Below are 23,851 nucleotides of genomic sequence, written 5' to 3' on the forward strand. Positions count from 1 at the left end.
GGTCACGGTCATTGTGTCTCAGCCGAATTCGGCGGCGATCGCCGAGACGGTCCGAAGCTCGTAGACCTCCCGTACCGAGACCGGCCGGCCGAACTCGCCACGCAGCAGCGCGGCCAGCCGAACCGCCGACATCGAATGGCCGCCGACCGCGAAGAAGTCGACATCGGAGTCGACATCGTCGCAGTCGAGGGCTTCGGCCATCAGGTCGGCGACGAGTGCCTCCTGCGGCCCGGCCAGCGGGCGGCCGCCGGACTCGACGAAGTCTCCCGCGCCGAGCTTGGCATGGTCGATCTTGCCGTTGAGTGTCAACGGAATCCGTTCCTGCACCGAGAATCGGGTGGGCACCAGGTAGTCGGGCACCGCGTCACGCAAGCCGTCGCGCACCAGGGTCGTCAGGTGAGCCGGATCGTCGGTGTCGGCCACCAGATGACAGCACAACACCCCGTCACGGGCGATGGTCACCGCATCGCGGACGCGGTCGGCGAACCGCTCGAGCACCACCGCCGACACCTCGCCGGGATCGACCCGATGGCCGCGGATCTTCACCTGGTCGTCGGTGCGGCCGAGATAGTCGATCAGGCCGTCGCTGTTACGCCGCACCAGGTCTCCGGTCCGATACATGCGCTCACCCGCGGCGCCGGCCGGGCACGCCACCATCGTCGCGGCGGTCCGGGCCGCGAGATGGAGGTAGCCGCGAGCCAATCCGACACCGGTGACGTACAACTCGCCGGCCACCCCGTCGGGCACCGGACGCAGCCACTTGTCGAGGATCATCACCTCGGTGTTGTCCACCGGCCGTCCGATGGACGGCGTGGCCGACTCGTCGGTACCCACGCCAAGGGTGTTGATCGTGTATTCGGTGGGCCCGTACAGGTTGTAGCCGCGGGTACCCGCGGTGGCTCGCAGCCGCGCCCACAGGGTGGCCGACACCGCCTCACCGCCGAGCAGGATGAGCGGCGGAATGTGTGCCTGCGCCGCGAGAAGTCCCTCGGCCACGAGTTGATCGGCCTGTCCGGGCGTGACGTTGAGGACGTCGATCCGGTGCTCGGCGACGTAGGCGACGAGCCCGGTGGCGTCGCGCCGCAACTCCTCGTCGCAGATGTGCACCTCGTGACCCTCCGCGAGCCACAGGAGCTCCTCCCACGACATGTCGAAGGCGAACGAGATGGCATGGGCCACACGGAATCTCCGGCCCGCCGACTGCACCGCCGGGGCAAAGATCCGCCGCCGGTGATTGGCCAGCATGTTGGCCAGGCCCGCATGTCCGATGACGACGCCCTTGGGGGTTCCGGTGCTCCCGGAGGTGTAGATCACGTACGCGTCGCCGTCCGCGCGGGCGCGCGAGGCGGCCAGTGCCGGTGCCGCCGGATCGTCGGTGACCGGCATCAGCCGGTCGGCGGGGACCACCGTCGACATGCGCTGGCTCGACTCGTCGGAGACCAGGACGATGTCGGGATCGCAGTCGTCGCAGATCGCACGCAGCCGATCGTCGGGATGTTCGAGATCCAGTGGCGTATATCGCGCGCCGGACCACAGCACCCCGAGGATGGCGACGACCACCTCGGCGGAGCGGGGAACCGCGATCGCGACGGTCGAGCCGGGCGCGACCGACGCCTCCGCGAGCCGGCCGGCCAGCCGCATCACCCGATCGGCAAGCTCCCCGAGACTCCACCGCACCGCGCCGCACACCAGTGCCACCGACTCCGGTTCGCGGCGCACCGCCGCGGCGAACTCGTCCATCACGGTCGACGACCACGGCCCGTTCGCGGCCGCCACCGCAGCCGGATTCGGGCCTGACACAGCAGGATCGGATGCCACCGGTAGGGCGGCCAGCGGCGTATCCGGCGCCTGCGCGGTGCGCGAGAGTGCCCGCAGCACGGCCATGGCGTGGTCGGCCAGCCCCGTTGCGGTGGTCTCGTCGACCAACTCGGCGCGATACTCGACCTTCAGCGTCATCTCGTCGCCGGGGGTGAACACCCACGTCAGCGCGAAGTGGGTGGAGTCCTCGGCCTCCTCGGTGAGAATCCCGTGCCGATCCCGGGTCTCGCGGGCCGCCTCCGGATCGAGGAAGTTCTGGATCACCACCAGCGAATCGAAGAGGGCGGTGACGCCCAGCTCGCGATGGATCTCACCGAGATCGGCCCCGTCATGCGGCATCGCCGCGGCGCGATCGTCGGAGACGCTGCGCAGCATCTCCCGGACCGGACGCCATGCGTCGACCTCGACACGGACCGGCACGGTGTTGAGGAGCACTCCCACGACCTCGTCGATGCCGGGCACCTCCAGCAGATCGCGCCCCGACACCGACAGCCCGAACAGCACATCGGACTCACCGGTCGCCCGGTGCAGGGTCAACGCCATGGCAACAGTGGCCAACGCCGTCAACGTCACCCCGTGTGCACGACCCGCCGCGAGCAGATCGGCTGTCTCGGTGGTGTCGAGGCAGCGGATGATCTTGCGCGGCAACCCCTCGGCGGCAGCGGGTACCAGCGCGTCGAGCGCCGCGGGCCGGCCGAGCAGTGTCGGCCCGGCCATCCCGCCGAGAACCGAACGCCAGAACGCGAGGTCCTGCCGGTGATCTCGATCCTCGAGCAGCGTGGCCACCTCGGCGAAGCCGGGCCGCGCCGGTCGTGGGGTACGCACCGCGGACTGTTCGCGATCGCGCAACCGGTCGAGGAACTCGGTGAGGAAACGCGCCCTCGACCACCCGTCGAGCAGTGCGAGGTGATAGGTGAACAACACCGTGTCACCGTGGCCTGCGCGCCGGACGATGGTCGCACGGGCGGCGGGCGAGCGATCGAGCGGAATCGGCTGTGCGCGATCACGTTCCCGCAGGATGTGCTCGTCGGACGAGGTGTCGTCGGTGTGGACGATCTCGACCGGCAACAGCACGCGCTCGTCACGCCCGGGCAGGTACTGGGTGGGTGTTGCCGCGGCCAGGTCGAATCGCGCGCCCATCGCCGGGTGCACGACGACGGCGTCGGCGAAGGCCTCGGCGAGCTGATCCGGGTCGATCTCCCGATCGAAGGTCAACGCGGTCTGCGCGTGATACGACCCCGATGGCGCGACCTGTGACTGGAACAGCAGGCCCCGCTGCAACACCGTCGGCGGCACCGGCACCGGGCCACGATCGGCCGTCCGGTCGATCTCGGCGGCCAGCGCGCCGACGCTGCTCCGCACCGCGTCGGTGATCGTTTCGGCGGTGATCTCCTGGCCGACGATGTCCGAGATCGACTCGGCCACGGCGAATTGCACCACCAGGCGCGGTGATGACCCACTGACCCAGACGTCGGCCTCGACGGCGTACGGGGTGCGCGGCGGGGCGGACGGTGGTGGGGTGGGCAACACCTCACGGCTCTCGCCGCGACCCAGATAATTCACCAGGATCTGTGCTCCGCCCTCGGCGAGCAGTCGGGACGTCCGCGCGTGGATGTGGCGTAAGGCCATGTAGCCCAGCGGGTCCGGCTGATCGGCGAGAGCCGCGGCCAGTTCGCGGGAGGTCACCGCGGCGTCGGTACGGGCCGTCACCCGCACCGGTGCGATCTGGGTGAACCATCCGACGGTGCGACCGCAGTCCAGCGCCACGTCGCCGCCGCGCACCGGCTCACCCGGATCGGGGCGACCGTGCCCTTCGATGTCGACGAGCAGGGTGGGTTCGGTGCCGAGCAGACGTGCGACCGACGCGAGCATGAGGGCGACGATCACCTCGGTGACCGCCGCACCGAGCGCGGACGCGGCCTCGTCGATGACGACAGCCACCTCCGGTCCGTCGACCTCGACGGTGTGGGTGGTGATCCGGTGTGCGTCGAATACCGTTGCCGCGACCAGTGGCTCGGTGGTGTGCAGGTCTCGCCAATGCTCGAGATCCGATGCGATGACGGGGCTGTAGGCCGCGCGCATCACCTGCTGCGCATACGTGGCATACGAACTCGGCTCCGCAGCCGGACGCCCGCCACGCAGGGCCTGCTCGAGGTCGTCGACGATGACCATCCACGACACGCTGTCGACCACCGCATGGTGGGCCAGCAGCACCACGCACTGTCCGGCGTCGAGGAGGGCAGCGGCGATCGGTCGGCCGTCGGCGAGGCTGATGTCGTCGATCAGTTCACGCACCGCATCGGCCGGGTCGGCCGACGCCGACTCCCGCACCGGCGGCGTCGCCGGACCGGAGTCCGGCATCGAGATCGACAGCGCCGCATCGGCCTCGGTGCCGGTGATCACGGCGCCGAGCATCGGGTGTGCGTCGACGGCGGCGGTGAGAGCGGTGCGGAGCTGATCGGCGGTGACGCCCTGCGGCGTCCGGACCAGCCGTGCCTGCACCAGGTCATCTGGGAATCCCCACTCGTGCTGGCGGAGCAGGATGGGCGTCGGCACGGGTGCCACGCCGGTTCCGGAATCCGCTGCCGCACTGCTCAAGACGGGCACCGCATCGGTACCGAGGCGTTCGGCGATCCGCGCCGGGGTACGGCCGAGGAACACATCGCGCGGGGTCACCTTGACGCCGCTCGCGGTGAGCCGGTTGGCCACCCTGATCGCCACGATCGAGTCGCCGCCGAGCATGAAGAAATCGTCATTGCCGCCGACCGCGTCGAGGTCGAGGGCTTCGGCGATCACCGACGCCACGGCGGTGACCCGCGTGTCCGGGACGTGGGGGTCTCCGCTGTCCGGTGCTGCCATCTCGGGGATCGCGGCGACGGGGATCGTGACGAGTAGTTCCCGCAGCCGCTCGTCATCGCGTTTGCCGTTGACGGTGCGCGGCAGGGCATCCACCACGAGCACCTCGTCGGGCACCATGTGCGCCGGAAGAGACTCCCGAGCCGCGCGCCGCGCGCGGGCCGCGTGATCCTCACCGGAGCCTTGTGCGCCGTCGGCGACGATCGCTGCACGCAGGCGCGGACCGTCGGCGGTGTCGACGGCCAGCACGGCGGCCTCGGTGGCGACCCCGGAACGGCGTAACGCGGCCTCCACCTCGCCCGTCTCGATCCGGAAGCCGCGTACCTGTACCTGCCGATCGGCCCGGCCGATGTAGTCCATCCCGCCGTCGGGCCGTACCCGCACCACATCACCGGAGCAGTACAGGCGGTCGCCACCGTCTCGCAAAGGATTGGTACGGAACGGGTTTGCGACGAATCGGGTGGCGGTCAGGTCCGGACGCCGGTGGTACCCCGCCGACACCTGCGGTCCGGAGACGTACAGGATGCCGGTGTCGCCCACCGCCACCGGACGGAGTTGCTCGTCGAGCACATGCGTCACCAGACCGTCGAGCGGACGGCCGATGGGGCTGCCCGAGTCCTCGCGAATCCCTTCGGTGATCGCCAGCGCCGTGACGTGCACCGTGGTCTCGGTGATCCCGTACATGTTGATCGCCACCGCATCGGGGTGGCGGTCCAGCCACCGGCCGGTCAGCGCCGGCTCGAGACGTTCGCCGCCGAAGATCAGGTACCGCAGATCCGGAAGCGTCACGCCGGTCGCGTCGAGGGCGGCGAAGGCCGTCGGAGTCTGATTGAGCACGGTGATCCGCGCATCGCGCAGTGCGCAGGCGAGATCGGCCGGGATGCGGGTCAGCGCGTGATCGACCACGACGGCCAGCGCGCCGGCGCGCAGTGGTGCCCACAGCTCCCAGACCGAGAAGTCGAAAGCGAAGGAGTGTGCGACGCACCAGATGTCGTCGGGGCCGGTCACCACGTGGCTCTCGGCGTTGCGTAGCAGCGACACGACGTTGCGGTGCGTCACCACGACGCCCTTGGGGACCCCGGTGGAGCCGGAGGTGTAGAGGATGTATGCGGGGTCGTCGGGGCGGACGCGATGTGGTTGCGGGAGTGCACCGCCCGGCTCGGCGGGCGAGTCGCGCCGGTCGGGATCGGGGCACAGGACCGGGATGTGGTCGTCGGCGATGCGTTTCGCGAGCCCCGCATGGTCGGGAGAGGCGACGATCAGGGCGGGCCGGCAGTCGTCGACGATGAGGTCGAGGCGCTGCTGCGGCGAGTACGGATCGAGCGGGACATAGGTGACCCCGGCCAGTACCGCGGCGATGACGGCCTCGGCGAAGCGGCTCGAGCGCTCGATCAGCAATGCGACGCGCGGTGGTGGGTCACCGGCCGTCAGGGCGGGTAGGGCGCGGCGGATCTGCTCGGCGAGTGCTGTTGCAGAGGAATCGATCTCGCCGTAGGTGCGGGTGGCCGGGGCCGACTGGGCCCGCAGGTCGCCGAGTGCTGGACGGTCATGGTGCGCGCGGACCGCCGAGTTCCACACGTGCGCGAGCGTCGCATCATCCCGGTCGTCGTGCTCGTCGTGATCAACGGGGGCATCGAGGGCTGAACTCACCTCCGCGACGGTGCAGTCGGTCAGCAGCATCGTGGTCGCGGTGACGAGGTGCGCGGCGATGCGTTCGGCGCGAGCGCGAGGGATCACCGACTCGTCGTGGATCAGTCGCAGCGGTGCAGGGGAGTCCGGGGTGATCACCAGCGTGAGCGGATAATGTGGGGCGCCGTCGTTGACGATGTCGACGATCTCCAGACCCGTTCCGCTGGTGTCGATCTGATCGGCTCCGGTGCCGATCTCCACCACCACGAGGGTGTCGAACAGCTCTCCCGCCGACCGTCCGGCAGTGCGGGCGATGTCGGTCAGGCCGATGTGCAGGCAGTCGCGAACCCGATCGTGGTGTGCGGCGAGACCATCGACGAGGTCGCGGGCGCGCCGGGTGGGCGCCGCGCCCGGCGCGCGGACGGGCACGGTGTTGATGAACATGCCGACGGCGTCGTCGATCCCGTCCACCGGTGCGTCCCGTCCGGAGACGGTCGAACCGAACACCACGTCGGTGCCATCGTCGACACCGGTCATTCGGCGCAGCGCCAATCCCCATGCGGCCTCCACGACATCGGGGAGGCGCAGCCCGGCCGCACGGGTCCGTGCCGCCAGCGTTGCGAGTTCCGGTGCGTCGAGCGCCATCTCGGCCAGGGTGGTCGACGCCGTGGCGCCCGGCGCCACCACCACCGGATGGAGCCGACCGGCGAGTTCGTCGCGCCAGCGCGCCACGTCGGTGTCGTGGGGGCGGGCGGCGATCCAGCGCAGGTAACCGGCGAAACCTCGGTCGAGGCGGTGTGCGGGCACCTCGGTGCGGTCGCGTCCGGTGGTATCCCCGTAGCCGATATCCCCGTAGCCGGTATCCCGGTACGCGGCGAACAACTCGCGCAACGCGATCGGCACCGACCACCCGTCTGCGATCAGGTGGTGCACCGTCTGCACCACGACGTGGTCGTCGCCGTCGGGGATCACCGTGTAGCGCATCAGGGGTGCCGTCTCGGGATCGAAGCCGCGGTCGCGATCGGCGCGGGCGATCTCGTCGATGCTCACCTGTTCGGCGGTCCGGTCGAGCACGGTGAACTCGAGCCGGTCGGCGCAGTCGGTGTCGAGGAGCTGATACACCCGACCCGACCGTGTCGTCCGGAACGCCGCGGCCAGGGTGGGGTGGCGCCGCAACAACATCGCGGCCGCCGTCTGCAGCCGCTCGACGTCGAGGGTTCCGCGCAGCGTCAGGATCTGTTGCTCCACATACATACTCGACTGTGCGCCGTCGAAGATGCTGTGGAAATGCATGCCCTGCTGCAGCGGGGTCGGCGGCAGCACGTCGACGAGGCCGGGTCCGTCGATGGCGTCGAGTTCGTCCTGATCGAGGATCACCTCGCCGCCCGGGGTCAGGGCGAAGTCACCGGCCGAATGCGATGCCAGCGCGGCGATCCCGGATACCGCCCGCAGAGAGCGCTCCCACAAGTCCAGGAGCCTGTCGATCCGGTCGTCACCGAACCGGCCGGCAGCCCAGGAGATCGTGGTGCGGAGCACGGCCCCGTCGGGGCCGGGTTCGGTGATGGCGTTGAACTCGAGTTCACGGGGGAGGCGTTGCCGCGGGTCGCGACGCTCACCGAGTTGGCCCGTCGGACCCAGCGGCGCGAAGTCTTTGGCCTCGGCGGCCCCGACCCGGCCCAGATAGTTGAACAGCACCTGCGGCGACCGGTCCGGCGCGGTATCGGCTTCGGGGCCGAGATAACGTCCGATGCCGTAACCGATACCGCGGTGGGGCACCGCCGACAGTTGGTCCTTGACGGCCTTGAGTGCGCGGCTCACCTCGGCGGGGTCGTCGAGGTCGACGGCGCCGGGGTCGACGAGCACCGGATACAGCGTGGTGAACCAGCCGACGGTACGACTCAGATCGGCCTCGCCGCCGCCCGGGGTCGGGATGTGCCGGGTCTCGCGGCCGTGGCCCTCGAGTTCGACGACGCTGTGGGTGTGGGCGTGCGCCCCCTGGTGGTCCGCTCCCCGCTGTTCTGATCGGAACCGGGCCAAGGTCAGCGACAGTGCCGTCATCAACACCGCTTCGGCGCTGGTGGCGTATCCGGCGACGACCTCACCGAGCAGTGCCTCGGCCCCCGGCCCGCCGAACTCGTGCACCCGCGTCACCTCGTCTGCGACGCGGGCGGTCAGCTCCGTGGGGTCGTCGGCCAGCGGGGTGTCGGGGTGGGCGAGCACGTCGTCGAAGTAGGCGCGGTCGGCCTCGATGTCGGGCGCGGCCGCAATGAGTAGTTCGCTCCATCGCCGCAGTGAGGTGCCCTCGGCCTGCACCGGAGGGTCCACATTGGTTGTCGGAGAACCGGAATCGTCGAGTAACCCCTCGCGCCACGCCGCCATTGCGCGTGTGAGGTCGTCGGTGAGGATGTCCCAGGACACACCGTCGATCACCAGGTGGTGGATGACGACGAGAAGTCCGCGGGTGCCGTCGGCCGCCACGCGCAGACCGGCGGCCAGCACCACGCCGTGCGCCGGATCGAGCTGCCCGGTCAGCAGCTCGATGCTCTCGTCCGCTGTGCCCGAAGCCAATTCGGTCACGGGTACGACGTCGATCTCCTCGGCGCGCGGTATCCGCAGGTGCAGCCGTGGTCCGGTGACCACGGTCGCTGCGAGTGCCGGGTGCGCGCGGACGGTTGCGGTCAGGATCGACTGCGCGGCAGCCTGATCGAGATCGTCCGGGGCGCGAAGCTCGACGGCCTGCACGAATCCGTCGATGTGCTCGGCGATCTCGCCCGCCCATCGGATGATCGGCATCGCATCGACGACACCGTCCGGCCGGTCGTCGGGGTCGGGCTGGTGGCCGGCGCGGGTGACACGCGCGGCCAGCGCACGTGGTGTGCGGGCGTCGAAGACATCGGACACCGTTGCGCTCCAGCCCTCTCGGCGCAGCGCGCCGAGGACCCCGATGGCGCGCAGTGAATCCCCGCCGACGTCGAAGAAGTCGGTGTCGGGACCGATCCGGTCGATACCGAGAGCTCCGGCGAGTGCCGCGGTCACCGCGGCCAGCGCCGGGGAGGCCTCCGCGCGGGGCTCGCCGACCGCGAGATCTGGCTGCGGGCCGAGCGCTTCGGAGAAGTCCGGATCGGGTAGCGCGCGCCGATCGAGCTTGCCGTTGACCGTCATCGGGAACGCGTCGAGCACCATCACCGTCGCGGGCACCATGTAGTCGGGCAGCACCGACCGCGACCATTCCCGGATGTCCGCCCCGCTCGGGTGGCGGCCTCGGTGGCAGACGACGTAGCCGATCAGCCGGCCGTCCTGCAGTGTCACACAGGGCATTCGCACATCGGGATGCTCGGCCAACCCGGCCTCGACGTCCTCGAGTTCGAGGCGCATCCCGCGGACCTTGACCTGGTTGTCGGCGCGGCCGAGAAATTCCAGTGATCCGTCGTCGAGGCGCCGCGCCAGATCGCCGGTGCGGTACATGCGCTCGCCCGGCCGTCCGAACGGGTCGGCCACGTAGCGAGCCGCGGTGAGATCGCCCTGGCCCACATACCCACGGCCGAGCAGGAACCCGGCCGCATACAGCTCGCCGGGCTCGCCGGCCACGCTGGGCCGCAGCTCGGCGTCAAGGACATACAGCGCGGTGTTGGGGTTCGCCGACCCGATCGACGGCCCCATGCGGTCGTCGTCGCCGGCATAGATCACGTGGGAGACACCGATCGTCGCCTCGGCCGGACCGTATCCGTGGTACATCGGGATCTGCAGTTGTTCCCGGAAACGCCGGAACAGAGCCTGCGTCAACAGTTCCCCGCCGCACCAGACGTGCCGCAAGGAGTCCAGCCGCGACCCGCCGTCGGCCAGCGCGAGCAGCACGTCGAGCATCGACGAGACCAGGTAGGCGAAGGTGACGTGCTCGCGGGCGATCAGATCGAGCAGATACTGTGGATCGCGTTCACCACCGGCGTGGGCGACCACCACCCGGCCACCGCTGATCAACGGCAGCAGGATCTCGTTGATGGAGATGTCGAAAGCCAACGGCGCCTTGAACAATGCGGCATCGGTCGGGCCGAACCCGAGGATCTCATCGCGTTGCCAGAGCAGTCGTTCGACGATGGCCTCACGCCGGATCATGGCGCCCTTGGGTTTTCCGGTCGATCCCGAGGTGAACACGACATAGGCGAGCCCGGCTCCGCGCATCGGTCGCGTGGCGGGATCGACCTCCTGATCGGGTAGTTCTGCGTCGCAGTCGAATTCGATGATCGCCGGGTCATCCGCGCCGTCGTGGGGCGAGTCCGCGCCGCGACGGGTGACGAGCACCCGTACCTGCGCGCGCCCGATGACGTCGCGCCGGCGGGCATCGGGCCACTCGGGGTCGACCGGCACGAACGCACCACCGGTCATCAGCGCGGCCACGATGGCCACCACCATGTCGGCCCCACGATCCATCGCGATCCCGACGAGCGCCTCGTCACCGATACCGCGGTCCTCGAGTTCATCGGCCAGAGAGGCTGCGCGGAGCCATAGTTCGCGATACGACAATCGATGCCGGTCGTCGATCACGGCAAGCGCATCCGGTGTGGCCCGCACGTGGTCGGCGATCAGTTCCACCACATCCGGTCGCCGCCGCGGGGCATCGGTGTCATTCCATCGACGCTGGCGCCGCAGACGCTGCTCGGCGGTGTCGGGCCGGACGGAGTCCAGGCGACGATCGGGGTGGGTGACGAGATCGCCGACGAGGTCGGTGAGGTCGTCGGGTGAGACCGGCGCGTCGGTGCTCACGCCGAGCCCGTCGCCGTCGAGGCGGGTGCTGACCCGCACCGACCCCACCTCGGCGACGACGGCGGTGTCCTCGGACTTCTCCGTGCGGTTTCGCAGCGCAGCAACAGTATCCAGCCCGCCGGCCACGTCGACCAGGCCGACCTCGCCGGGGGAGCTCGATCCGAATAGTGGTGTCGTGCTGATCTCGGTGGTCGTGCGGCCACCGTCGACGACGCGCAGCGATACGGCCGGGGCCGGTGAACCGTCGACGGCGCTGCTGCGCGCGGCCCACCAGGCGGTGGCCAGTGCGATGGTGGCCGCGGTGGACCCCACTCCCACGTCACCGAGGCGCGAGCGCATTTCCTGTAGAGCTGTCGGGGCGATGGTGGTGAGGACATTCGAACCGAGCGAACTCATCGTCAACCTCTCTGTGGAGCCGGCGGCATGCGAGTGACACGTTCATGCGCTGCCGGCTGATCGGCCCGTGGTGGTGACGGACACAGTGGTATCGGACCCTGTGGAATCGGACCCTGTGATGTCGGGGGTGATAGCGAGTCGGGGTGGTGGGGTGAGGTCACATGCCCGAGTGGGAGCGATGCGGCCCACTCCGTCCCGACGCCGCCAACTCCGCTTCGGCCGGTTCCGGCTGGGCCAGTTCGGAAATGATGGCCGAGCGCAGTTCGCCGGCCCGGATGGCGATGTTGGAGAGCAGGGTGGCCCCGAGGCCGTGGGTGCCCTGGGTGGCCCCCTGGACGAAGAGTCCGGCGATGCGGGTGCCGTCGACCACCGCCTGATGGTCGCGGCCGACGACGCACGTGTCACCGATGGCACTGATGCCGTCGACCCCGGGTGAGGTGAATCCGGTGGCGCAGACGACGGCGTCGACGGTGACGGTGTCGCGGGTGCGATGAATGCGGTCGAACAACTCCACCTGCACGCGTCCCTGATCGGTGAGCGCGGCCCCGGTCACCGCGGTCGATCGTCGCAGGCGCAGACGGCTCTGGCCGGTCACCGATTCGCGGTAGTGGTGATCATGCAGGGTGGTGAGCAATTGCGGCTCGACACACGAGTAATTGGTGTAGCGGTGCCGGTTGAGCAGGTCGGCGCGGACATCCTCGGACGCGGCGTAGAAATCGTCCACCGCGGAGGGATCGAACACCTGGTTGGCGAAGGGGCTGTCGTCGGCGGGGGCGAAGCCGTAACCGTGGAATGTGGAGGTGACGCCTGCGCCTCGGGTGTAGAGAAAGTCGATGGCCTCGGCGGCCGATTGCCCACCGCCGACGACCAGGAACTCCGATCCGGCGATGTCGCTCGGCAGCGCGTCGAGATGGTCGAGGAAGCGGTGGTTGTGGAACACCCGGCCGCTCTCGGTCAGCTCGGGGCGATCAGCCCACTCCGGCAACCGTTCTCGTAGACCGAGTGCGACGACGACGGTACGCGTGAAGTACGTCTCGACCGATCCGTCGTCCAGCGTCGTCACCACGCGAAAGCGTGCTCCCGCCGAGGCGTCGTCGTCATGCGGATCGATCTGCTCGATCCCGATCACGTTGCGGCCGTAGCGGACATCGGCGGCGACGTTGTCGGCGGCCCAGGACAGGTAGTCGGCGAATTCGATCCTCTCGGGGGTGAAGGTCTGCCGGTTGATGAAGCCGGTCAGCCTGTCCTTCTCCACCAGATAGTTGACGAAGGTGAATCGGCTGCGTGGATTGCGTTGGGTGACAAGGTCCTTGAGGAAGGAGATCTGCATGTTGGTCCCGGGTAGGAGCATGCCGGGGTGCCAGCCGAACGTGTGGCGACGTTCGAGGAACACCGTGTCGAGCGGTGGAGAGTTCTGGTCTGCGTCGTCGTATTCGCTCATGGCGATCGCGAGCCCGAGGTTTCCCGGGCCGAACCCCACGCCCACCACGTCGCGAGTTGTGGTCATCGGCTTCACTATCACACACCTCTGATTTGGTTAGCCTAGCCTTTGTTTGTCCCCCAAAGATACGACATTGTCGGCCAACCGGAGAAACGCGGGACTCGCGGCGAGGACGAGAGTGGTCTTTCCCCGCCGGCGTCGGCGGACCGTGTCGGCGGTGATTGCCGAGGTCACCGCGTCGACCGCGGAGGTCGGGTCCACCAGCACCAGGATGTCCGGATTCGCATGCAGCGCACGGGCCAGTGCCACCCGCTGGCGTTGTCCGCCGGAGAGGTTGCCCCCGCGGTCGGCGACCGGATGATCGAGGAGCGCGGCGGCGTCGTCGACCAACTCGTCGAGACCCAACTCGGTGAGGATGTCCGCCGGCTCCGAACCGGGCTCGTAGTGCGTCCCGTCGGGGTGGACGACCGCGCCCAGGCGCCCGCCGAAGATCGCCGGGTGCCGCGCATCGGCGAGCACCACCCGCCGGAGGCCGGCCGCGTCGAGATCACCGATCTCGGTGCCGCGCACCGAGATCGACGGTGCCTCGGGGGGCGCGTCGGGACCCGCGGCAAGAGCGGTGGCCACCCGTGCTGCTTGGTCGGTGGTGCAGTCGACCGCCACCAGGGCGCCTGCGGTCACGGCGATCTCGGTGGTGTCCACCTGCACGAGGAGGTCGGGATGCGTACTCCGGTGGACCGTGCCCGACGGCGCCGGGGTGGTCACCGGGGCACCGCCTTCGCCGGTGCGCCCGGATCCCAGCAGTACCACCCGGCGGGCCGAACCCCGTGCCAGCGCGGCGAATCGAGGCATCCGGCTGAGCTGGCCGAGGGGTTCGGCGATGAATTGGCTGAGTCCGACCACCGCGACCAGATCGCCGATGGAGATGTCACCGGAGAATGCGCGGACGCCGGCCAGCGTGCCGACCACGCCGACGAGAAGGGCTGCGGCGCCGGCGGAGATGCCCTCGTACACGCCGGAGATCCGGGCCAGGCGTTCGGCATGGCTGCGCGTGGTGGCCGACAGTGTGCGGTAGCGGTCGTATGCCGGGCCGCGTCCGGCGAAGCCGCTCAGCGGCCGCAGTCCGCGCAACAGATCGGCCACCGCGCCGGTCGCCCGGGCGATGAGCTCCTGTTGCTCCTCGGTACGGTGGGTGACCTTGCGCGACAACAGGTTCAGTGCGGCCAGCAACAACACCGTACTGACCAGGGCGACGCTGCCCAGCAGCGGATCGATCACCGTCAGCACCACGGCACCGGCCAGCACGCCGACCGCCGAGGAGATGGTCACCGGGATCACCTCGATGATGTCGGAGGCCTGCGCGGTGTCCTCGGCGATCACCGTGACGTACTCGTCTCGCGACAATGGCGAATCGTTGTCGCGCGCGGTGATCACCTTGGCGGACAACATCGCCCGCAGGTGGCGCACGTGTCCGGCATTGGCCCGCTGCAGCCCGCGATAGGCGGTGCGCCACGACACCGACACACACGTGATGACCGCGCCGAGAGCCGCGATCGAGATCACCGGTGCCCACCAGCTACCCGAGGTCATCGCTCGATCGATGATGACGCCGAGGAGCACCGGCACCGCCGCCTCGGCGGCCTGGTACACGCACAGCAGTACCGAGCCCACCGCCACCGCGCCGCGATTGCGTCGGACGGCGTCGCGCAGCAGGGCCGCCGCGGCACGGTCGGGTGTCCGGCTCATCGGGCGCCGTCCTCTCGAGTCCCGTCGTGCTCGGTGGCGCTCGACCACACGCGCCACAGCGCGGCGTACCGGCCGTCGGCGTCGAGGAGTTCTCGGTGGGTGCCGTATTCCACCACCCGGCCGCCGTCGATGACGGCGACGGCATCGGCCGCCGCCGACTGGCTGAGGCGGTGGGCGACGATCAACGCGGTACGTCCGCGGGTGACGGCCGCCGCCGCGGCCTCGAGCCGCGCCGCGCCGCGCGAACCGGCCTCTGCGGTCGACTCGTCGAGAACCACCACCGGCGTGTCCCGCAACAGCAGCCGTGCCAGCGCGATCTGCTGGGCGCGCATCGGGTCGAGCGCGAGGCCGCCGGAGCCGATACGGGTGTCGAGGGCCTCGTCGAGTTCGCGGACCCAGTGATCGGCGCCCACCTCGGCCAGCGCCGACCACAACTGCTCGTCGTCGGCGTCCGGGCGTGCCAGACGCAGATCGTCGGCGAGGGTCCCGGCGAACACATGGGTCTCCTGCGTCGCCACGCTCGTGAACGCGCGGATCCGGTCCTCGCCGAGACCGGAGATCGGTACATCGTTGTAGCGGATCGCATCCGGTGGCGCGCCGATCGGGGTGAGCACCCCGGCGGTCAGCGAGGCGATGGTCGTCTTGCCGGCACCGGAGGCGCCGACCAGCGCGAGACTCGTGCCGGCCGGGATCGTCAGATCGACGTCGTCGACCGCCGGGGCGCCGCTTGCGTGATAGTGGTGGCGCAGCCCGCGCACCACGATCTCCACCGGCCCCGGCTCGGCGGGCGGCAGATGCGGCCGGGTTCCCGGAGCGAGGGTGTCGATCACCCCGACGACCCGGGTCATCGCCGCCCCCGACCGTTGAGCCTCGTCGAAGAAGGTCAGGATGGCGCCGATCGGATTGAAGAGCCGATGAAAGAGCAGGGTGGCCGCGGCCACCTGGCCGAGGCTGACGTCACCGGCGCGCAGCAGCAGCCATCCGACGACGATGATCAGTGAGAGACCGACGAATTCGGCACGGTTCTCGCGCGAGACGAACCGTTCGAGTACCCCGAACACCGAGACGGAGATGTCGCGTACCGAGCGGGCCGAGGAGTCGATCCGGTCGCGGGTGGCGGTCTCGAGACCATAGGCACGGACCGTCGTCAGCCCGTCGATACCTCCGACGAGGCGGTCGATGTGATCGGCCTCGGCGGTGCGGAGCTGGCGATACTTCGGTGAGGACCGGGGCAGATACCAGCGCATGGCCGCGACATAGGCCGGTGCGGCGCCCAGACCGGCCAGCGCCAACCGCCAGTCGAGGGAGAACAAGCCCGCCACCGAGACGACGATGAGCACCGACGAGCTGAAGATCGCGGGGATCGCGGTGCGCGAGCCCGCGACGAGAACCGCGATGTCGGCGCCGACCCGCGACAGCGCATCCCCGTGTCCGGCCCGTTCGATCCGGGTGACCGGCAGGCACAGCACCGCGGCCACCACCCGCTCGCGCATGGTGGCCAGCAGGCGTGCGATCAGGGTGGCGAGCAACGTTTCCGACAGTGCGGTGAACACGGCGGTCACCACCGCGGCGATCACCACCGCGATCGCGACGCCGACGAGGATTCCGCGGTCGTTGCCCGCCCGGACCGCGTCGACGATCGAGCCGAGCGCGAGCACCGCGACCAGCGAGGCACCTGCTCCGATGACCGAGGTGAGCACCACCCCGATACTCAGCGGCAGATGCCGACGCAGCTCGGCGCCGAGGTAGGCGAGCACCTCACGCGGCGTCGCGATCGGCAGCAGCGTGGATGCGTCGGGCTCGTGGTGCTCCGGCGACGGCTGCGTCATACGGCGCGGCCCCGTGATTCTGTGCGGCCTCCCGGCACGACGTCGGTACACCGCTCGCCGACGGGCACCACCAGCGGCCGCGACGACACCGGATCGGCGATGACGCGGCTACGCAGACCGAACACCTCCCAGAGCATTTCTTCGGTGATCACGTCCTGCGGTGCGCCCTGGGTGATCACCGCGCCGTCGCGCATCACCACCAACTCGTCGCTGTAGCGGCAGGCCAGCGCCAGATCGTGCAGCACCATCACCACCGTCCGCCGCTGTTCGGTGTGCAGGACGTCGATGAGGTCGAGGACCTCGAGGCTGCGGGACAGATCCAGGAAGGTGGTCGGCTCGTCGAGGAGCAGTGTGTCGGTCTGTTGCGCGAGCACCATTGCGATCCACACCCGCTGCCGCTGTCCGCCGGAGAGCGAATCGACGGTGCGGTCGGCGAGATCGGCCACGCCGGTCTGGGCGAGAGCCGCATGCACCACATCGCCGTCGCCCGCCGACCACTGGCGCAGCCAACTCTGGTGGGGATGGCGGCCGAGGGCGACGAGGTCGGCCACCAGGATTCCCTCCGGCGCGATCGGACTCTGCGGCAGCACCGCCATCGCGGTGGCGAGTTCCCGCGTGGACAGATCGCCGAGCGCCCGCCCGTTGATCTCCACCCGTCCCGACGAGATGGGGATCAGCCTCGAAAGTGCTTTGAGCAGTGTCGATTTGCCGCAGCCGTTGGGGCCGATGATGCAGGTCAGCCGTCCACGGGGGATGGTCAGGTCCAGGTCGGTGATCACCGGCGTGCCGCGGTAGCCGACGCTGATGCCGCGGGCGGCCAGTGCCTCGGTGGGGGGCGCACTCATACGGTCACCTTTCGATTCACGCGGATGAGGAGGACGAGCAGGAACGGCGCACCGAGAGCGGAGGTCACGATGCCGACCGGAGCCGATCCCAGGGCGTAACGCGCGAGGAGATCGGCGTAGAGAACGAGCGCGGCCGCGACCAGTGCGCTGCCGATCACCGGCGGGGTGGGGCTGCGGTAGAGGAGCCGGGCCAGTTGCGGTGCGGCCAGCGCGACGAAGGTGATGGGGCCGGCCGCGGCGACCGTCGCCGCGGTCATCACCACAGCCGGGATCCACAGCAACAACAGGGTGGTGCGGATCGGTACACCGAGCGCGCGGGAGACGGCGTCGCCGAGATGGGTGACCCGAAAATCGAACGCCGCCAACGCGATCAACGACATCCCGACACCGATGGTGATCCACAGCGGGACGACCTGTCCCCAGGTACGGGCCTCCAGTGAGCCGGTCAGCCACGACACGACGTCGGCGGCCTGCGCCAGACGCGACTGCACCAGCATCAGCGAGATGACGGCGGTGGCCAGGGCATTGACCCCCACCCCGATGAGCACCAACCGCATCGATTCCAGGCCGCCCCGGTAGGCCAGCGCGGTGATGACGACGGACACCAGGATGCCGCCGAGGAACGCGGCCCCGAGTGTTCCGATGGTGACCCCGCCGATCACCAGGCCCGCGGGCAGTAGCACGAGCATGGTGACGGCGGCCGCCGAGGCGCCCATCGAGACGCCCAGCAAATCGGGGCTGGCCAACGGATTCCGGGCCAGTGACTGGGTGATCGCACCAGCCGCACCGAGCGCCACACCCACGCCGAGGCCGACCAGCACCCGCGGCATGCGCCAGTCGAGCACGGTCACCCGGTCGATGCGGTCGCCGCCGCCGACCACGACCTGCGCCACGTCGGCCAGCGGGATGAAATAGGGGCCCGACGCCAACTCGACGAGGGCGGCGATGACCACGATCGCCGCCAGCAGCAGCGTCAGCAGCACGCCTCGACGCTTGATACGCATGCGCGGTACCGGCCAGACGAGTTCGTCGGGGCGGGGGAGGGTGGCCGTCATGTCTGCACCATCCGGCGGCGACGCACCAGATAGATGTAGACCGGCACGCCGATGAACGCGAGGATCACCCCGACCTGGACCTCGGCGGGACGCATGACCACCCGGCCGATGACGTCGGCGACGAGCATCAACGCGGCGCCCGCGGGCATACACGCCACGAGTAGCCAGCGATGGTCGGGGCCGGTGAAATGCCGCACGATATGCGGGACCACCAGCCCGAGGAAGGCGATCGGTCCGGCTGCCGCGGTGCCCGCGGCGGCCAGCAGGGTCAGGGCGAGAAAGCATGCGCCGCGGATCATCCCGACCCGGACGCCGAGCGCGGTGGCCAGTTCCGGACCTGCGGCGAGCACGTTGAGCGACGGGCCGCATGCCAGGGCCACCACCACGCCGACGATCATCAGTGGCGCGACACCGGCGAGGATGCCGAGGTCGCGTTCCACCAGCGAGCCGGCACTCCAGAAGCGGTACTGGTTGAGGCTGGCCTGATCGTGCAGGATCACCGCTGTCGTCCCGGCGATGAAGAACGCCGAGCACGCCGCACCGGCGAGGATCAGTGACAGCGGGTTGGCGCCCCCGCCGCCGAGCGAGGCCACCCCGAAGACCAGTGCAGCGGCGATGATCGCGCCGGCGACGGCGAACCACACGTAGGCCGACACGCTCTGCAGGCCGAAGAGGAAGACCGCGAGCACGGAGAAGAATGCGGCGCCGCCGGAGATGCCGAGGACACCCGGGTCGCCGAGCGGATTGCCGGTCAGGCCCTGCACGAGCGCCCCGGACAGGGCTATCGCCGCACCGACCGCGATGGCCATCAGGGTGCGGGGAATTCGCTGATCCCACACGATGATCCCGATGTCGCCGCCATGGCCCCGACCCGCGGTCAGGGCGTCGATCACCTGGGCCGGATCGGTCCAGCGCGTGCCGATCCACAACGACAGCACCGCACCCACCAGCATCAGCACGACCGCGACCGACACGGTGAGCACGCGGCGTCGGGTTGCGGTCGTCATCGACGGGGATACTGTCGCCGTTGCCGTCATCGTCACCACCTCTCCCCGGATGCACCAGGTGCCGCGTTCGTCCGATCCGCAGCGAGTCTATATGGAGCCTTACCTAAGTCCCTGGCCGCCGGTGGCGGAGGCTGCACTGACAGACGATCGATTCCATGAGTAGGTTGGAGCCCGGAGTGATCGTTCGGTTCGGTAGCCGCCGATGTGGCCGGCAGTGAGGTGGAGGCATGGCACAGGAACTCAAGCTCGGTCTGAAGGCGTCGGCGGAGCAGTTCGATCCCCGCGAGTTGGTGGAGATCGCGGTCGCCGCCGAGGAACACGGGATGGATTCGGTCGCGGTGAGCGACCACTTCCAGCCGTGGCGCCACAACGGCGGGCACGCGCCGTTCTCGCTGGCGTGGATGGCCGCGGTCGGCGAACGCACCAAGCGGGTGCAGATCGGTACCTCGGTGATGACGCCGACGTTCCGTTACAACCCGGCGGTGATCGCCCAGGCGTTCGCGTCGATGGGGTGTATGTACCCGGGCCGCATCATGCTCGGCGTGGGCACCGGTGAGGCGCTCAACGAGTACGCGACGGGTTTCCAGGGGGAGTGGCCGGAGTTCAAGGAACGCTTCGCTCGACTGCGCGAGGCCATCGCCCTGATGCGTCAACTGTGGACCGGTGACCAGGTCGACTTCGACGGCGACTATTACCACACCCAGGGCGCGTACATGTATGACGTTCCCGAACAACCGATTCCGGTGTACGTGGCGGCCGGCGGCCCAGTCGTCGCGCGGTATGCCGGTCGGGCCGGCGACGGGTTCATCTGCACCTCCGGCAAGGGTGCCGAACTCTATACCGAGAAACTGATCCCGGCGGTCAAGGAGGGCGCGGAGAAGGCCGACCGCGACTTCACCACGATCGACCGGATGATCGAGATCAAGATCTCCTACGATCCCGATCCGCAACTGGCGCTGGAGAACTGCCGATTCTGGGCCCCGCTGTCGCTGACCGCGGAACAGAAGCACAGCGTCAACTCGTCGACGGAGATGGAGCGGTTGGCCGACGAACTGCCGATCGAGCAGGTAGCCAAGCGCTGGATCGTCGCCTCCGACCCCGACGAGGCCGTCGAGAAGGTCAAGTTCTACACCGACGCCGGCCTCAACCACCTGGTGTTCCACGCGCCCGGCCACGATCAGCGGCGGTTCCTGGCGAACTTCGAGAAGGATCTCGCGCCGCGATTGCGCAAACTGACTGTCGTGGACTAGGTTTCGTCGTCCGCGTCAGACTTCGGTGGGCGCCAATGACGACGGCTCCACCATCCCGTGCGTGCGCCGCACCTGCTCGTAGAGCAGGTTGATGACGCGCTGGGCCACCGGATTCTGCCGAGCCCGGTGATGGCGGCGCAACGCCAGTGCTCGCCGCGGGGTGGGTTCGGCGATCGCGACGGTGCGCACGCCCGCAGGAAGGTCGATCACCGCCAGTGCCGGCACCACGGTCAGCCCGACACCGGCGGCGACGAAGCGCATGGCGGTGCCGTAGTCGTGGGTCTCGACACGGAAGTTCGGGGTGAAACCTGCTGCGGTACAAGCTCTCAGCAAGCCCTCGCGACACGGTCCGCGTGCCACGTCGTTGTCGATCCAGGCGTCGTCGGCGAGTTCGCGCAGCGTCACCTGGTCGCGACCGGCGTACGCCGAGCCTTCGCCGACGACCACCAAATAGTCCTCGGTCACCAGAGGTACGGAGTCGAAGCCGGGAACCGGGGTGACGATCGGTGCTCGGCTCAGGGCGCTCTCCGGGCTCTCCACATAGATCTCGATGTCGGGTGCGCTCGCCTCGGGATCGGCCAGCTCGATCAGCCGCAGATCGAGTCGGGTGTCCGGGAACTCGCGGCCGATGGTGGCGATGATCTCCGGCATCCATGCCGCGCCCGCGGAGGCGAAGTAGGCCACGCGCAGGGTGCCGGCGTTGCCGTGTCGCAGATCGGCGACCAGGCCGTCGAGGCGCGAGAGGCCGTCGAAGACCACCGAGGACTCGGCGGCCAGCGTCGTGCCGGCATCGGTCGGGACGATTCCGCGCCCCACCCGCTCGATCAGCGCGAGTCCGGTCTCGCGCTGCAGCCCGGCGATGTGCTGACTGACCGCGGACGGGGTGTAACCGAGCGCCGCGGCGGCGCCGCCGATCGACCCCTCGGCGACCACGGCGCGGAAGATGCGGAGGCGGTGGGGATCGATCATGATCACGACCATACAGTCACACTGATGGGTCAGTGTAGAAATATGAAATTGTGCTGAAGTCTCCGATGGTCGACCATGGAGAACATGACCTTCGGATCGCGCACTCTGAATCTCCCGGCACTGGCCGCGCTGACCACGGTCACGCTGTGGGCGCTGTCGTTCATCGCGATCCGTTCGGCCGGGCACGCCTTCTCGCCCGGCGTGCTCGCGGTGGGACGCCTGGCCGTCGCGGTGGTCGCCCTCGCGGTGATCGTTGCCATCGCCGGCATGAAGGCGCGACGAGGGGTTCGCCGCTCGGCGTTCCGACCGCCGCGCGGTCGGGCGCTCGTGCTCGTGCTGGCCTACGGGGTGGCCTGGTTCGGCGTCTACAGTGTGGTGCTCAACTGGGCCGAACGCCACATCGACGCCGGAACCGCCTCGTTGCTGGTCAACTTCGCCCCGATCCTCGTCGCGGTCTTCGCGGGACTCTTTCTCGGCGAAGGGTTCTCGACCCAACTGAGCGTCGGGATCGCGATCGCCTTCGCCGGCGTCGTGCTCATCACGTTCGGCGGCGGGGGAGCGCACGCCGACTGGCTCGGCGTCGGGCTGGGTCTGCTCGCCGCGGTCCTCTACGCCACCGGCGTGCTGTTGCAGAAGGTCGCGCTGGCCACCGTCGACGCCCTGACCGCAACCTTCTGGGGCGCGGTCGCCGGCCTTGTCGTCACCCTGCCGTTCGTGCCCGCCGCGATCGGTGAGGTCGCCTCGGCCTCGGCCGCCGACCTCGCCTGGATGGTGTTCCTCGGCGTCGGGCCCACCGCGATCGCCTTCACCACCTGGGCGTACGCCCTCTCGCGCACCGACGCCGGCGCGATGGCCGCGACCACCCTCGTCGTTCCGGCCCTGGTCATCGTCCTGTCGTGGCTGCTGCTCTCGGAGATCCCGACACCACTGCGCATCGTCGGCGGGGTGCTGTGCCTGCTCGGGGTGGCGCTGACCCGCGGCCTCATCAAGATCCCCGGCGGTCGGCGATCAGTCGTCGGTGGGCGCCCGATCGTCGAGCGTGAGCTGGAGGAATGCGAGGTCAAGCCATGACCCGAACTTCGTCCCGACCTCGGTGAGCAACCCCACCCGGGAGAAACCGAGCCGCTCGTGCAGCCGGATCGATCCGGTGTTGGCGGCGTCGATACCCGCGACGATCACATGCACCCGATTCTCGCGGGCCCGGGTGATCAGTGCATCCATCAGCAGGCTGCCGATTCCGCGCCCCTGCTGTCCCTCGCGGACGTAGACCGAGTGCTCCACGGTGTGGCGGTAGCCGTCGTGCGGGCGGTACGGACCGTAGGTCGCGTAGCCCAGGACATGTGCTGCCGGATCATCGGCGGAGTCCGCGACATCATCCTCCACTGCGACCAGCACGGGGAAACCGGCGGCCTGCCGCCCGGCGAGCCACTCGCGGCGGTTGTCGGCGTCGACGAGCTGATCGTTCCAGATCGCGGTGGTGTGCTCGACGGCGTGGTTGTAGATGACGGTGATGCCGTCGACGTCGCCGGATTCGGCGTCGCGGATGTGCATGGCAGCCCCCGATGGTCGGTAGGTGTGGACGAGCCGATTCTCACCGACGCGGGCGCTCCACATCGACGCGGGGTCTTCGATAAGTTCTTCAGGTGGACCGCGATCGGATGGTGGAGGTGGGAGTCGGGCTCGTGTCGCGTTTCGGCGCGAAGACACTGAGTCTGACCTCGGTGGCCCGGCACGCCGGGGTGGCGCGGGCGACCGCCTACCGCATGTTCGGTGGCCGTGACGCGCTGGTCGCCGCGATCGTCGACCGAGAGGTCGCCCAGCTGCGCGTGCAGTTGCGCGAGTGGGCGGCGACCGAACCCGATGCCGCCGGCAAGGTGCGCGCCCAGATCCGACACGTGCTGCCCTACATCCGCGAGCACGAGGCCTTGCAGTACGTGCTGCGCCACGAACCCGAGGAGATCGTGCGGGCGTTGATCAGCACCACCGACTCCGAGGGGCCTTCCCTGGTCGCACGGATCGTCGACGAGGCCCTACCCGACATGGCGCCGGAGATCGGTCAGCACCTGGTGCCCGACGCCCGTGGGGCAGCCGAATTCCTGGTGCGCATGATCTATTCGGTGATGCTCGTGCCCGACAGTTCGTTGTCCGACGAGCAGATCGCCGACCTGGTGGTGCGCGCGATCGTCAGTGATGCGCCCGACGATGCGCGGCCCACCGATCGGCCGGCCGACTGAGGCCGAGCAGAACCA

The 23,851-nt window shown here is 69.5% G+C and carries 12 protein-coding genes; 3 read left to right on the top strand and 9 right to left on the bottom strand.

The window, feature by feature from the left end; translation table 11 throughout:
- Nucleotides 1–18: 18 nt before the first annotated feature.
- The 7 genes from GOPIP_RS09660 to GOPIP_RS09690 all read right to left on the bottom strand — a co-directional run bounded on the left by GOPIP_RS09660 (nucleotide 19) and on the right by GOPIP_RS09690 (nucleotide 19,383).
- Nucleotides 19–11,460 carry a non-ribosomal peptide synthetase gene (locus GOPIP_RS09660; protein ID WP_006369465.1) on the bottom strand — a complete coding sequence of 3,814 codons (11,442 nt, stop codon included), beginning with the start codon at nucleotides 11,458–11,460 and terminating at the stop codon, nucleotides 19–21.
- 157 nt (nucleotides 11,461–11,617) lie between these two features.
- On the bottom strand, nucleotides 11,618–12,967 hold the full coding sequence (locus tag GOPIP_RS09665) for a lysine N(6)-hydroxylase/L-ornithine N(5)-oxygenase family protein (RefSeq protein WP_006369466.1): 1,350 nt from the start codon (nucleotides 12,965–12,967) through the stop codon (nucleotides 11,618–11,620).
- A 30-nt stretch (nucleotides 12,968–12,997) separates the two neighbouring features.
- A complete protein-coding gene (locus GOPIP_RS09670) occupies nucleotides 12,998–14,647 on the bottom strand; it encodes an ABC transporter transmembrane domain-containing protein (RefSeq protein WP_006369467.1) in 1,650 nt (549 codons plus the stop codon).
- The gene (locus GOPIP_RS09675; protein ID WP_006369468.1) at nucleotides 14,644–16,476 is read right to left on the bottom strand and encodes an ABC transporter ATP-binding protein; all 1,833 of its coding nucleotides are present in this window, start codon (nucleotides 16,474–16,476) and stop codon (nucleotides 14,644–14,646) included. Before GOPIP_RS09675 ends, GOPIP_RS09670 begins: the two co-directional genes overlap by 4 nt.
- Complete coding sequence (locus GOPIP_RS09680; protein WP_006369469.1) at nucleotides 16,473–17,321, bottom strand: ABC transporter ATP-binding protein; 849 nt, start codon at nucleotides 17,319–17,321, stop codon at nucleotides 16,473–16,475. The genes GOPIP_RS09675 and GOPIP_RS09680 overlap by 4 nt, the downstream gene beginning before the upstream one ends.
- Nucleotides 17,318–18,376 carry a FecCD family ABC transporter permease gene (locus GOPIP_RS09685; protein WP_006369470.1) on the bottom strand — a complete coding sequence of 353 codons (1,059 nt, stop codon included), beginning with the start codon at nucleotides 18,374–18,376 and terminating at the stop codon, nucleotides 17,318–17,320. The genes GOPIP_RS09680 and GOPIP_RS09685 overlap by 4 nt, the downstream gene beginning before the upstream one ends.
- Nucleotides 18,373–19,383 (bottom strand): FecCD family ABC transporter permease, encoded by a 1,011-nt coding sequence (locus GOPIP_RS09690; RefSeq protein WP_006369471.1) that lies wholly within the window; start codon nucleotides 19,381–19,383, stop codon nucleotides 18,373–18,375. Before GOPIP_RS09690 ends, GOPIP_RS09685 begins: the two co-directional genes overlap by 4 nt.
- A gap of 227 nt (nucleotides 19,384–19,610) precedes the next feature.
- Between GOPIP_RS09690 and fgd the strand changes: the two genes are divergently transcribed.
- Nucleotides 19,611–20,633, top strand: coding sequence for a glucose-6-phosphate dehydrogenase (coenzyme-F420) (fgd, locus tag GOPIP_RS09695; RefSeq protein WP_006369472.1), 1,023 nt, complete (start codon nucleotides 19,611–19,613; stop codon nucleotides 20,631–20,633).
- A gap of 15 nt (nucleotides 20,634–20,648) precedes the next feature.
- Here the strand turns inward: fgd and GOPIP_RS09700 are convergent, their stop codons facing one another.
- A complete protein-coding gene (locus GOPIP_RS09700) occupies nucleotides 20,649–21,602 on the bottom strand; it encodes a LysR family transcriptional regulator (protein WP_244421131.1) in 954 nt (317 codons plus the stop codon).
- Nucleotides 21,603–21,677: 75 nt separating this feature from the next.
- Here GOPIP_RS09700 and GOPIP_RS09705 point away from each other — a divergent pair, with 75 nt between their 5' ends.
- Nucleotides 21,678–22,673, top strand: a complete 996-nt coding sequence (locus GOPIP_RS09705; RefSeq protein ID WP_006369474.1) for a DMT family transporter — start codon at nucleotides 21,678–21,680, stop codon at nucleotides 22,671–22,673.
- Here the strand turns inward: GOPIP_RS09705 and GOPIP_RS09710 are convergent.
- Nucleotides 22,611–23,216: a GNAT family N-acetyltransferase gene (locus GOPIP_RS09710; protein WP_006369475.1), complete on the bottom strand. Its 606-nt coding sequence runs from the start codon at nucleotides 23,214–23,216 to the stop codon at nucleotides 22,611–22,613. The two genes, GOPIP_RS09705 and GOPIP_RS09710, sit on opposite strands and share 63 nt — an antisense overlap.
- Nucleotides 23,217–23,245: 29 nt before the next feature.
- On the opposite strand from GOPIP_RS09710, the gene GOPIP_RS09715 reads away from it, so the two are divergent.
- Nucleotides 23,246–23,836, top strand: a complete 591-nt coding sequence (locus tag GOPIP_RS09715) for a TetR/AcrR family transcriptional regulator (protein ID WP_014358677.1) — start codon at nucleotides 23,246–23,248, stop codon at nucleotides 23,834–23,836.
- Nucleotides 23,837–23,851: the final 15 nt, after the last annotated feature.

It is taken from the genome of Gordonia polyisoprenivorans NBRC 16320 = JCM 10675 (assembly GCF_000241325.1).
GTDB classification, from domain to species: domain Bacteria; phylum Actinomycetota; class Actinomycetes; order Mycobacteriales; family Mycobacteriaceae; genus Gordonia; species Gordonia polyisoprenivorans.